At 37.4% G+C, this 12446-nt stretch carries 10 protein-coding genes and 2 pseudogenes; 11 read left to right on the top strand and 1 reads right to left on the bottom strand.

Going from position 1 to position 12446, the window contains the following annotated elements:
* Positions 1-11: 11 nt before the first annotated feature.
* The 4 genes and pseudogenes from mtnA to A5866_RS17050 all read left to right on the top strand — a co-directional run.
* A complete protein-coding gene (gene mtnA / locus A5866_RS04775; protein WP_339099749.1) occupies positions 12-698 on the top strand; it encodes an S-methyl-5-thioribose-1-phosphate isomerase in 687 nt (228 codons plus the stop codon).
* Between the two features lie 15 nt (positions 699-713).
* Positions 714-1912, top strand: a pseudogene (locus tag A5866_RS04770) (NupC/NupG family nucleoside CNT transporter).
* Positions 1913-1995: 83 nt separating this feature from the next.
* The gene (locus tag A5866_RS04765; RefSeq protein WP_086444221.1) at positions 1996-3270 is read left to right on the top strand and encodes an NCS2 family permease; all 1275 of its coding nucleotides are present in this window, start codon (positions 1996-1998) and stop codon (positions 3268-3270) included.
* A 21-nt stretch (positions 3271-3291) separates the two neighbouring features.
* Positions 3292-3411: pseudogene (locus tag A5866_RS17050) on the top strand (DUF3788 domain-containing protein); the annotation flags it as partial.
* A gap of 47 nt (positions 3412-3458) precedes the next feature.
* Here the strand turns inward: A5866_RS17050 and A5866_RS04760 are convergent.
* Positions 3459-4859: a TrkH family potassium uptake protein gene (locus A5866_RS04760; RefSeq protein ID WP_086279086.1), complete on the bottom strand. Its 1401-nt coding sequence runs from the start codon at positions 4857-4859 to the stop codon at positions 3459-3461.
* Between the two features lie 315 nt (positions 4860-5174).
* On the opposite strand from A5866_RS04760, the gene A5866_RS04755 reads away from it, so the two are divergent.
* The 7 genes from A5866_RS04755 to glyA all read left to right on the top strand — a co-directional run bounded on the left by A5866_RS04755 (position 5175) and on the right by glyA (position 12397).
* The gene (locus tag A5866_RS04755; RefSeq protein WP_086279087.1) at positions 5175-6692 is read left to right on the top strand and encodes a flavocytochrome c; all 1518 of its coding nucleotides are present in this window, start codon (positions 5175-5177) and stop codon (positions 6690-6692) included.
* A gap of 119 nt (positions 6693-6811) precedes the next feature.
* Entirely contained in the window at positions 6812-7270 is a 459-nt protein-coding gene (locus A5866_RS04750; RefSeq protein WP_086444222.1) for a GNAT family N-acetyltransferase, read from the top strand.
* 221 nt (positions 7271-7491) lie between these two features.
* Positions 7492-8088, top strand: coding sequence for a thymidine kinase (locus tag A5866_RS04745; protein ID WP_086279089.1), 597 nt, complete (start codon positions 7492-7494; stop codon positions 8086-8088).
* A gap of 58 nt (positions 8089-8146) precedes the next feature.
* A complete protein-coding gene (gene prfA / locus A5866_RS04740) occupies positions 8147-9220 on the top strand; it encodes a peptide chain release factor 1 (RefSeq protein ID WP_086279090.1) in 1074 nt (357 codons plus the stop codon).
* Positions 9213-10046 carry a peptide chain release factor N(5)-glutamine methyltransferase gene (prmC, locus tag A5866_RS04735; protein ID WP_086444223.1) on the top strand — a complete coding sequence of 278 codons (834 nt, stop codon included), beginning with the start codon at positions 9213-9215 and terminating at the stop codon, positions 10044-10046. Before prfA ends, prmC begins: the two co-directional genes overlap by 8 nt.
* A gap of 19 nt (positions 10047-10065) precedes the next feature.
* Positions 10066-11103 (top strand): L-threonylcarbamoyladenylate synthase, encoded by a 1038-nt coding sequence (locus tag A5866_RS04730; RefSeq protein ID WP_086444224.1) that lies wholly within the window; start codon positions 10066-10068, stop codon positions 11101-11103.
* A gap of 55 nt (positions 11104-11158) precedes the next feature.
* The gene (gene glyA / locus A5866_RS04725) at positions 11159-12397 is read left to right on the top strand and encodes a serine hydroxymethyltransferase (protein ID WP_086279093.1); all 1239 of its coding nucleotides are present in this window, start codon (positions 11159-11161) and stop codon (positions 12395-12397) included.
* The last annotated feature ends 49 nt before the right edge of the window (positions 12398-12446 follow it).

Here is a 12446-nt window from a genome sequence, read left to right as displayed (position 1 = left end):
CGCAATTAAAAGTGCAATTGATAGAAGAAGCTGATTTAATTAAAAAAGAAGATGCTCAAATGTGTAAACAAATTGGGGAACATGCGCTAACTTTATTGGAGGATGGCCAAACGGTTCTAACGCATTGTAATGCTGGGGCCATTGCAACGGCGCAATATGGAACCGCTTTAGCTCCGATTTATTTAGCGAAAGAACGTGGTATGACACTGCGAGTCTATGCTGACGAAACACGGCCACTGCTACAAGGAGCAAGATTGACTACTTGGGAATTGATGAAAGCCGGGATCGATGTCACATTGATTACCGATAATATGGCGGCGATGGTCATGCAGCAAGGAAAAATCGATGCAGTTATTGTTGGGTGTGATCGGATTGCGGCTAACGGGGATGCGGCGAATAAAATTGGAACGTACGGTGTTGCTGTTTTAGCTGAAAAACATGGGATTCCATTTTACGTTGCAGGTCCAACTTCAACAATTGATATGGACACTAAAACAGGTTCAGAGATTCCAATCGAAGAGCGTGAAGCAATAGAAATTACCAACAGTTTTGGCAAACAAACGGCGCCAGATGGTGTAAAAGTCTACAATCCAGCATTTGACGTTACGCCACATGAATTAATTACAGCGATCATTACTGAAAAAGGGGTTATTGAGCGGCCTGATGAAGCTAAAATGCGGGCTATGTTTGGTGAATAAAAGGAGTTAGAGAAGATGACAATATATTTATTGATCAATATACTTGGTGTATTACTATTTATGGGGCTTGCTTGGTTATTTTCAAAAGATCGCAAAACAATTCATTGGCGGTCTATTATTGTGTTAGTGTTGCTAAATATTTTTCTAGCCTGGTTTTTAACCTCATTTTCGGCTGGACGTTTTGCCATTGAAAAAGTCGCTGATGGTTTTAATTGGTTGATCGAAACCTCATTTTCTGGTATCGGTTTTGCTTTCTCTAGTATGGTGAATGTCAAAAATATGGATGTTGTTGTTAGCGCCTTGATGCCGATTTTATTAGTGGTGCCCCTATTTGATATTTTAACGTATATTGGGGTCCTGCCATTTATCATTAAATGGCTAGGAAAAGGATTGTCTAAACTGACAGGACAACCAAAATTTGAATCTTTCTTTGCAGTTGAGATGATGTTTTTAGGAAACACAGAAGCTTTAGCCGTTTCTAGTGGTCAATTAAAACGGTTGAAAAGTGCGCGAATTCTGACAATCTCAATGATGTCGATGAGCTGTGTCTCTGCAGCGGTGATTGTTGTCTATCTTCAAATGTTGCCAGCCCAATTTGTGTTGACCGCTATTCCGCTAAATATTATCAATGCAATGATCGTAACAAGTGTCTTAAATCCAGTCACGATTACAGAAGAAGAAGATACGATTTATAAAATCGAAAAAACAGATCGTGAACCATTTTTCTCATTTTTAGGAATTCTATTTTGGAAGCAGGGAAACTGATTTTGATCATTACAGCGATGATTATTTCATTCGTGGCTTTAGCAGCGTTGATTGATAAAGTTTTAGCTCTATTTCCAGGAGGTCTATCTTTAAGCAAAATTTTAGGAGTGTTTATGACGCCCTTTGCATTTATTTTAGGTTTACCTTTGGACGAAGCCTTTGAAGCAGCTCAATTTATGGGGACAAAATTAGTTACAAATGAGTTTGTAGCAATGGGGGAATTGAATCCGCAGTTAGCATCTTTAAGCAAACATATGGCTGCTGTATTAAGCACATTTTTAGTGTCATTTGCGAATTTTTCTACGATAGGTATGATTTTAGGGTGTCTAAATGGTATCTTAAAGAAAGAGGTTTCAGATGAAGTATCAAAAAATGTTCCTTATATGTTATTATCAGGAGTGTTAGTGTCATTATTAAGTGCAGGTATGGTCGGTTTGTTTAGTTGGTAACAGTGTTTTGTTGATTAGAAATAGTATGATAAAAAAGTAAAAATCGTACTTGCATGTGAATCTGAATAATAAGGAGAGTTTATATGTTTCAATGGAAAAAACTTAGCAAAGCAGACCTAAAACGTGAAATTTTGGCTGGAACAACGTCATTTTTCGCCATTTCTTACATCATAATGGTAAATACAATGATATTAGCAGAGGCAGGTATGCCAAAAGAATTGACAGTCTTTGGGACGATCTTTATTTCGATTATCGGATCGATTTTGATGGGATTCATTGCAGATGCACCAATCGTTTTAACAACGGGAATGGGTGTGAATTCTTTCTTTACCTACACCTTGGTTCTGTCTTTAGGCTTGACTTGGCAACAAGCTCTAGCCGTTAGTTTTTGTGCTGGTATCGTCTATCTACTGGTGGCTTTCACGAAGTTAAGCAAGCTGTTTGCAGAAGTTGTTCCTGAAACGTTAAAAACTGGGATTACTGTGGGGATTGGTTTTTTTCTGGTGCTGATTGGGTTAGAAAAAGGGCATCTTATTGTTCGAGGTGAACATACATTTACTCAATTAGCGTCATTAAGTGATAGTTTGACATTACTAACCTTGTTTTCGTTGGTTTTAACTGTTTGTCTTTTTTTAAAAGGGATTCAAGGTAGTTTTTTCATTGGGATTGTTGTGGTGACGATCATTGCCAATCTCATGGGTTTAGTGAATTCAACCGAGCATTTTTCATTGAGTTGTTTAAAGAGTTATACTCAAATTTTTTCAAAGTTAGATTTTAGCACATTCTTTTCTAAAAGCTTTTTACTAGGCGTGTTTGCTTTATCAATGATTTTGATCTTTGAATCGATGGGATTACTGAAAGGCTTGATGCCTGAAGCCGACGAAAAAAAATATTTACGAGCGTATCGTGTGACAGGATTTATTACACTGTTATCTGGTATCTTTGGCACAAGTCCAACTGTAGCGGCGGCGGAAAGTGCTACTGGGATCGAAGAAGGTGGTAAAACTGGAATCACGTCAATTACCAGTGGTGTTTGTTTCTTCTTAGCATTATTAGCGTTACCATTTCTTTCTTATATTCCTGACTCAGCACTGGCGCCGGCAATCATTATAACGGGGTTCTTGATGATTCAACAAATCAAAACACTGCATTTTGACGATTTTAGTGATTATTTTCCAGCGATGTTGATGATTGTCTTGATTCCCTTTACGATGAACATTTCTGACGGAATGGCCTTTGGGTTTGTTGCGTATCCTTTAACAAAATGGGTTGCTGGTAAAAAATCAGAACTTTCATTGCCAATGTGGCTGATTTCAGGTTTATTCTTGATGTATTTGATTGTTAATCTATTAATCTAAACTAGAAACTTGAGGCTGTGACAGAAGTGTTTAACCCCGAGAAATAGGAGGGAATTCACGAAAATTGCTCTTCAAATTTTTGTGAATTTCAGCTTATTTCCAAAGGGGTTGCTTCTGCTCCCACCGTTTATTCGCATTTAGGGTGTGAAATAAAAGTGCTTTTTACTTTTGTCCCACACCCAAGTTTTTTATCCAATAATAATTTTTTCAGAAGGATACTCATACCCAATATCCCGAGTTTCTTTTGGTACAAACAACATTAAAGTATACAACATACCAATACGCCCAATAAACATCAATAGTGCAATCATTAGCTTACCAACAGTTGTTAAATCCGAAGTGATACCTAAAGACAAACCAGTTGTACCAAAAGCTGAAGCCACTTCCACAATAATGGCGATCAGTGGATGGTCTTCGGTTGCTGTTAAAAATAAAACAGCAAAGAAACACATGATCAAGGAAAGCATAAAAACAACGATTGATTTTTTTACATCATCATCATCGATCCGCCGACCAAAAACATTGATCTTATCTTCGCTCTTTAAAAAGGCATATAAATATAAGCCAATGATAGCAACGGTTGTTGTTCGGATACCCCCACCGACAGAACTAGGACTACAGCCAATGAACATCAATAGAGAAAAAACAATTAAGGTTGTTACCTGAAAGTCGCCTAAATCATTGATCTGCAAGCCTGCATTTCGTGTAGTCATAGAATAGAACATCGAAGTAATCCATCGCTGAATCTCACCCATTCCGACAAATAAATGATCTTTCTCCAATAAATAAATCAAAATCGTTCCACCGACAAATAAAATCACAAAGGCTAAAACGGCAATTTTGCTAAATAACGAGAAGCGGAAAGGGAGACCGCGTTTTTTCTTTTTAAAGAAAAGCCATTCACGAAATTCCATCAATACTGGAAACCCAATCCCACCGACAAAAATCAAGAACATGATCACGAGTAAAAAAAGATAATCGTGGGCAAACGGAATAATCGAATCACCAGTCACATCAAATCCAGAGTTGGTCACAGCTGAGATCGACTGATAAAATCCAAAGAAAATTGCTTTTGACCAGGTTTTATAATAGCCTGAAAAATAGAAATAAATTGAGAAAAATGTTCCAAAAATCACCTGAAACCATAAAATGATTGTAAATGTGATCCGAATCAAACGAACGATTCCACTCAGTTTTGGCTGATTCATATCGGTCATGATCAATTGTCGCTGTTTTAAAGAAATCCTCCGTTTAGATAGAATGATAAAGGCTGTAGAAATCATCATGATCCCTAAACCACCGATCTGAAAGAGGACTTCGAGTAAGATCACGCCACGATCATTAAAAACAGAATTAATATCGAAGGTAGACAAACCAGTAACACTAACGGTACTGATCGCCATAAAAAGCATATCAATAAAACGAACATGAGAATTTGGTTCTCTAAAAAACGGTAAACAAAATAATAAATAAGAAACGACTGTCATAATAATATAATAAGAAACAATTATCTGAATAGATGAAAAATGAGTAGAAATAAAACGCCTTCCCTTGCGTTGAGCCAGCCATAAAAGCCGAAATCGATTCATAATGGACCTCCTGAACATCGTTAAAACAAGTATATCAGAAAATAAATGATGGGCAAACAAAGAATAAATACTTAGAAGAAATAAGAAATTGATTAAAAAAAGCCAGAATATCGCACAAATTAATCAGAACATGTTATTTTAATTGTGAGAGAAGTAACATTCATATGTTGATTCTTTTTAAAAAGGAGTGAAATCAATTTTTTTTCTGGTATTTACGCTTTTATCGAATGTGAATAGAATCACATTTGTGTGAAGGAGTTTAAAAAATTGTGTAATCAGGATTGTATGGATAAAAATTACTGAGGTGGGGAAAAAATGAAAAAAGTTATCATGAGTTTAGTATCATTAAGCTTATTTGCAGGAATCGCTGTAGGGTGTACGAGTGATCAAGACAAAACAGCTAAGAAAAGTAAAGAATCAAAAGAAAGCACAGAAGTAACTTCTGGTGCTTCAGCCAATGGCTATACAGATTTAAGTGAATTAGAAGACCAATACGATATCGTGATCATCGGCGCAGGTGGTGCTGGAATGACGGCAGCACTGCAAGCAAAAGAAGCAGGAATGAATCCGGCTATACTAGAAAAAATGCCTGTTGCTGGTGGAAACACGATCAAATCATCATCAGGTATGAACGCTTCTGAGACAAAATACCAAAAAGAAGAAGGCATCACAGACAGTAACGATAAATTCTTTGAAGAAACCTTAAAAGGCGGAAAAGGCACGAATGATAAAGAACTATTACGCTTTTTCGTAGACCATTCAGCAGATGCGATCGATTGGTTAGATACAAAAGGGATCGAGCTAAGCAACTTGACGATCACAGGCGGTATGAGCGAAAAACGTACTCATCGTCCAGCTGACGGATCAGCAATTGGCGGTTATCTGGTAGACGGACTAGTTCGCAATGTTAAAGAAGAAAAAATTCCACTTTTTGTGAATGCCAACGTAACTGAAATCACCGAAAAAGACGGACAAGTCAATGGTGTCAAAGTTAAACTGAACGATAAAGAAACCAAAGAAATCAAATCAAATGCTGTAATCGTAACAACTGGTGGGTTTGGTGCTAACAAAGAAATGCTAGAAAAATATGATCCAAAATTAAAAGATTACGTAACAACAAATCAAGAAGGAACAACAGGTGACGGGATCAAGATGATTGAAAAACTTGGTGGTGCCACAGTTGATATGAAAGAAATCCAAATTCATCCAACTGTTCAGCAAGATAAATCATTCTTGATCGGCGAAGTTGTTCGTGGTGAAGGAGCTATTTTAGCTTCGCAAGAGGGAACACGTTTTGTTAATGAGATGGATACTCGTGATAAAGTTTCCGCTGCAATCACTGCATTACCAGAAAAATCAGCATACTTAGTGTTCGATCAAGGTGTTCGTGAGCGTGCCAAAGCGATTGATTTTTATGATGAACAAGGCTTTGTTGTAGAAGGTGAAACGATTGAAGAACTAGCGAAAAAAATCGATATGCCTGAAGCAAAATTAAAAGAAACAATTGAGCAATGGAACAAAGAGGTCCAAGCAAAATCTGATACTCAATATAATCGTGCAACAGGTATGGATCATGATTTATCAACTGGACCTTATTACGCAATCAAAATCGCACCAGGAATCCATCATACAATGGGTGGTGTGAAAATCAATACGAAAACAGAAGTATTGAAAGAAGATGGCGCACCAATCAAAGGTTTGTATGCTGCTGGTGAAGTAACTGGTGGACTACATGGTGCAAACCGTATCGGCGGAAACGCTGTAGCGGATATTATCATCTTTGGTCGTCAATCAGGAACAGAAGCAGCGAGCTTTGCTTCAGCACAAAAATAAATAGTTTGATTAAGCTGACAGATATAACACTTATGTGTATCTGTCAGTTTTTTTATTAGTTATTGTGAGAGTGTATAAATAACGCTATACTATAAATAAAATCAGAATTCGGAGAAAAAATGAAAGAATTTACAATAGTAAAAATAAAAGAGCATCCTAAGTTTCTACCAGAAGCGGCTGAATGGTTTCATCAAAAATGGAAGATACCAATTGAAGCTTACATTCAAAGCATGGAAGAATGCATAAATTCAAATACTTCTGTTCCCCAATGGTATATTGTTTGTGATGACAAAAAAATTGTAGCAGGTATCGGAGTCATAGAAAATGATTTTCATGATCGAAAAGATTTAACACCTAACATATGTGCTGTCTACGTTGAAGATTCTTATAGAAATCAAGGGCTAGCAGGAAACATGCTTCAATTCGTTTGCGATGATTTCAAAAACAAAGGCAACGATTATCTTTACCTTATAACGGATCATTCTACATTTTACGAAAGGTATAGTTGGGAATTTATATGTATGGTTCAAGGTGATGGAGAACTCACAAAGACTAGGATGTATAGGCGCAAATTATAAGTAAATAGTAGATGATTCTATAGGCATAACCTATTTCTTAAATGTTGATAGTGAAAATTAACGATAGCGGTTAAGTAAAGAAGCAGTTTTTCTTTGCTATTTTCGTTTACAGATATGGTTTCTTTTCAAAAACTAAGAAAGCAATTTTTCAAAAATACTGCTTTTTTATCAAAAATATAGTAAAATACGAGAGGAACTACACGAGAGGTGACGACAAAGGAATGGCACAATTATTTTTTAAATATGGCGCAATGAACAGTGGGAAAACCATTGAGATCTTAAAAGTAGCACATAACTATGAAGAACAGGACAAACCTGTTGTGATTATGACAAGCGGACTGGATACTAGAGATGGCGTTGGTGTCGTTTCAAGTCGTATCGGACTTAGAAGAGAAGCAATCCCGATTTTTAAAGAAACAAACGTTTATCAAGTGATCCAAGAGCTAGATTATAAACCCTATTGTATTTTGGTTGATGAATCTCAATTTTTAGGAAAACAACATGTGATCGAATTTGCTCGCGTGGTGGATGAATTGAATATTCCAGTCATGGCGTTTGGCTTGAAAAATGATTTTCGGAATGAACTATTTGAAGGTTCAAAATATTTGATGCTGTATGCAGACAAACTAGAAGAGCTAAAAACGATTTGCTGGTTCTGCCACAAGAAAGCAACAATGAATTTACACTATATTGATGGTCAACCAGTATATGAAGGGACTCAAGTGCAAATCGGCGGTAATGAAGCCTATTATCCTGTATGCCGTAATCACTATTTCCATCCACCAATCGATGGTGAACAAGTAACAAACAATGAATAAAGTAAAAAATGAAAAATAAAATAGACTTATTACTTAACTATAAAAGGAGCAACTAACTATGTACGATCAGTTACAATCAATTGAAGATCGCTATGAAGAGCTGGGCGAATTATTAAGCGATCCTGCAGTCATCAGTGATACGAAACGCTTTATGCAATTATCAAAAGAAGAAGCAAACACTCGTGAAACTGTCGATGTTTATCGCCGTTATAAACAAGTCGTCGAAGGGATCAGCGATACAGAAGAATTATTAGGTGAAAAACTAGATGCTGAGATGGCTGAAATGGCGAAAGAAGAACTTTCAGAACTAAAAAAAGAAAAAGAAGTGCTGGAAGAACGTATTAAAATACTACTATTGCCGACAGATCCAAATGATGACAAAAATATCATCATGGAAATCCGTGGTGCCGCAGGTGGCGATGAAGCAGCTTTATTTGCTGGTGACTTATTCGGTATGTATCAAAAGTATGCAGAATCCCAAGGGTGGAAGACAGATGTTATGGAGGCCAATATTACGGGGATCGGTGGCTATAAAGAAGTAATCATGATGATTTCTGGAGACAATGTCTTCTCTAAATTAAAATACGAAAGTGGTGCACATCGTGTTCAACGTGTCCCTTCAACAGAATCTCAAGGTCGGATCCATACCTCAACTGCAACAGTTGTTGTTTTACCGGAAGCGGAAGAAGTAGAATTAGATTTAGCCGATAAAGATATCCGTACAGATATTTACCATGCGAGTGGTGCTGGTGGTCAGCATGTCAATAAAACCGCTTCTGCTGTACGTTTGACTCACATTCCAACAGGGATTGCGGTTGCAATGCAAGATGAACGTTCTCAAATCAAAAACCGTGAGAAAGCTATGAAAATTTTACGTGCCAGAGTCTATGACCAAATGCAACAAGAAGCGCAAAGCGAATATGATGCAAATCGTAAATCTGCTGTAGGAACTGGAGACCGTTCAGAACGAATCCGTACCTATAACTTCCCACAAAATCGTGTGACGGATCACCGTATTGGGTTAACAATCCAAAAATTAGATCAAATTTTAGCTGGGAAATTAGATGAAATCGTTGATGCTTTAGTTTTATACGATCAAACATCAAAATTAGAAGAAATGCAAAATGGGTAACCGTTATTTTGAAGTCCTTGAACGGGCTTTTTCTTTTTTAGAAAAACAAGGGATAGAAGGATACAGTATTCTCTTTGTCTTTCTTGAAAGAAAAGGTTGGACTAAAACGGATTGGTTACTTCATTTAAAAGAAGAAATCTCACCAGAAGAGGAACAGCAAATTGCGGAAGATTTAAAGCAACTTGGGGAGAATTATCCGCCACAATATTTGTTAGGCTATAGTGATTTTTTCGAGCACCGTTTTTTAGTGAATGAGCATACCTTGATTCCTAGACCTGAAACAGAAGAACTAGTTGATCGTTGTCTAAAGGAAAATCTAAATCAGCCGTTAATTGTTGTGGATGTTGGAACTGGAACGGGCGCAATTGGAATCAGTTTAAAATTGGCTCGACCTGATTGGCAGGTAACAGCAATCGATATTTCTAAGGAAGCACTAAAAATAGCAGAACAAAATGCAGCACGTTTGGGAGCTACAGTTGATTTTATTCATGGTGATGGACTAAAACCAATCAAAGGGACCAAAATCGATATCTTGATTTCAAACCCTCCCTATATCAGTAATGCCGAATGGGATTTGATGGATAAAAGTGTTCGGACCTTTGAACCAAAAACGGCATTGTTTGCGGAAAACGACGGTTTAGCGATTTATCAACAGTTAGCTGAGGAAGCAAAAGATTGGCTAAATCCAAATGGTAAAATCTATTTAGAAATCGGTTTTCAGCAAGGGCAAGCTGTTAAACAGTTATTTCAGCAAGCCTTTGCGCACAAGCAAGTAGATATTGCTCAAGACTTATCTGGAAATGATCGAATGATCATCGTTTCATAAAAAGAGGAGGGATCAGCAAGTGAAAACAAAACAATTTACAGCAGATGAACTTGAGCAAGCGGCAACACTCATTCGCCAAGGTGAATTGATCGCTTTTCCCACTGAAACAGTCTATGGACTGGGTGCAAATGCATTGAATGAAGCTGCGGTAAAGCAAGTATATGCTGTTAAAGGACGTCCTAGTGATAACCCACTAATCGTTCACGTAAGTGATTTTGAAATGGTCAAACAATATGTAGCAGATTTTCCAGTGCAGACTAAAGCGTTAGTTGATACTTTTTGGCCGGGGCCATTGACGTTGATTTTTAATGTAAAACCAAATGCTTTTTCTACTACTGTAACTGGTGGGTTGAAGACCGTTGCTTTTCGGATGCCCAATAATGCTGAAACATTGAAGTTGATCAAAAGCGCAGGAGTGCCGTTAGTTGGACCCAGTGCCAATACTTCTGGTAAACCTAGTCCGACGACAGCTCAGCATGTTTATCATGATCTTCAAGGGAAAATAGCTGGTATAGTCGATGATGGCCCAACACAAATCGGTGTGGAGTCAACGGTATTAGATTTAACTGCGAAAAATGGTGTTCCAGTAATATTAAGGCCTGGTGCAATCACGAAAGAACGTTTAGAACAAATTATTGGTCAGGTAATGATCGATCAGCACTTAATTAGCGAAAAAGAAGCACCTAAAGCGCCGGGAATGAAGTATAAGCATTATTCTCCAGATGTACCTGTGTGGATCGTAGACGGTGATCAGAAGGTGTTTAAAAAGGTCATCACTTGGGCCAAAAATAACAATCAGCGGATCGGGTTATTTGCAGATGAGCAAATAACGGCAACATTTTCAGCTGAAGTTGAGGCAGTCTTTTCTTTTGGCGAGCATTCAGTTGAACAGGCGACTAAATTGTTGTTTGCTGGACTTAGAAGTTTAGACGAACAAGCGATAGATGTGATTTTTGCTCAAGCTTTTCCTGAATCAGAGTTGGGAATTGCCTATATGAACCGATTAAAAAAGGCAGCAAATCAAAATATTTTAAAAAAAGATTCGATTTTCAAGTAGAGAGCATTTAATTATGATACAATCGATACAAACAAATGAAATGGAGGCTTGTTTAATGGATTATAAAACATTTGATTCTGATTTATGGGATGCAATTGCCAAAGAGAACGACCGTCAAGAAAATAACTTAGAGCTGATTGCATCGGAAAACGTTGTTTCTAAAGGGGTTATGGCAGCACAGGGAAGTATTCTTACTAATAAGTATGCTGAAGGCTATCCAGGCAAACGTTACTATGGTGGTTGCGAGTTTATCGATATCATTGAAAATTTAGCAATCGATCGTGCCAAATTATTATTCGGGGCAAAATTTGCTAATGTTCAGCCGCACTCAGGTTCACAAGCCAATTCGGCTGCTTATCTTTCGTTGATCGAACCAGGAGATACCGTTTTAGGGATGGATTTGTCTGCGGGAGGACATTTAACTCATGGTTCACCAGTTAATTTTAGTGGTAAAACATATAATTTTGTTAGTTATGGTGTTGATCCAACCACTGAAGTGATTGATTATAATGTTGTGCGTATTTTAGCGCGCGAACATCAACCAAAGCTGATCGTTGCTGGGGCTAGTGCATATTCTCGGACAATCGATTTTGCCAAATTCCGTGAAATCGCAGATGAGGTTGGCGCTAAATTAATGGTAGATATGGCACATATTGCAGGTCTTGTAGCTGCTGGTTTACATCCTAATCCAGTACCATATGCTGATATCACGACATCTACGACACATAAAACATTACGCGGACCACGTGGCGGCCTTATTTTAACAAATGACGAAGAGCTAGCGAAAAAAATCAATAGCAATATATTCCCTGGTATTCAGGGCGGACCATTAGAACATGTAATTGCTGGTAAAGCAGTTGCGTTTAAAGAAGCATTAGATATTACGTTTAAAGAATACAGTGAACAAGTTATTGAAAATGCTAAAGCGATGACAAAGGTTTTCAATCAAACACCAGAGGCTCGTTTAGTGAGTGGCTCTACTGATAATCATTTATTATTGATCGATGTGAGTGGTTTTGGGTTAAATGGTAAAGAAGCAGAAGCGATTTTAGACAGTGTCAATATCACGGCTAATAAAAATTCAATTCCATTTGAACAACTTAGTCCATTCAAAACAAGTGGGATTCGTCTTGGAACACCTGCAATCACTACACGAGGATTTAAAGAAGATGATTGTGTAGAAGTAGCGAAATTGATCGTGAAAGTCTTAAATGACCACGAAAATGAAGCAATTTTAACAGAAGTCCGGACAGCTGTTAGCGAGCTAACAAAAAAATATCCACTTTATAAGTAAAAGTTTCGAGTGATTGACTAGTCAATCGCTCGATTTTGTTTTACAATAG

The organism is Enterococcus sp. 12C11_DIV0727 (assembly GCF_002148425.2).
Lineage (GTDB): Bacteria > Bacillota > Bacilli > Lactobacillales > Enterococcaceae > Enterococcus_L > Enterococcus_L lemimoniae.
This window is presented reverse-complemented; position numbering and strand designations above follow the sequence as displayed.

Coding starts and splice junctions, on each gene's coding strand:
- A5866_RS04765 (WP_086444221.1), top strand. CDS start 1,996: ATGTTTCAATGGAAAAAACTTAGCAAAGCAGACCTAAAACGTGAAATT.
- A5866_RS04760 (WP_086279086.1), bottom strand. CDS start 4,859: ATGAATCGATTTCGGCTTTTATGGCTGGCTCAACGCAAGGGAAGGCGT.
- A5866_RS04755 (WP_086279087.1), top strand. CDS start 5,175: ATGAAAAAAGTTATCATGAGTTTAGTATCATTAAGCTTATTTGCAGGA.
- A5866_RS04750 (WP_086444222.1), top strand. CDS start 6,812: ATGAAAGAATTTACAATAGTAAAAATAAAAGAGCATCCTAAGTTTCTA.
- A5866_RS04745 (WP_086279089.1), top strand. CDS start 7,492: ATGGCACAATTATTTTTTAAATATGGCGCAATGAACAGTGGGAAAACC.
- prfA (WP_086279090.1), top strand. CDS start 8,147: ATGTACGATCAGTTACAATCAATTGAAGATCGCTATGAAGAGCTGGGC.
- prmC (WP_086444223.1), top strand. CDS start 9,213: ATGGGTAACCGTTATTTTGAAGTCCTTGAACGGGCTTTTTCTTTTTTA.
- glyA (WP_086279093.1), top strand. CDS start 11,159: ATGGATTATAAAACATTTGATTCTGATTTATGGGATGCAATTGCCAAA.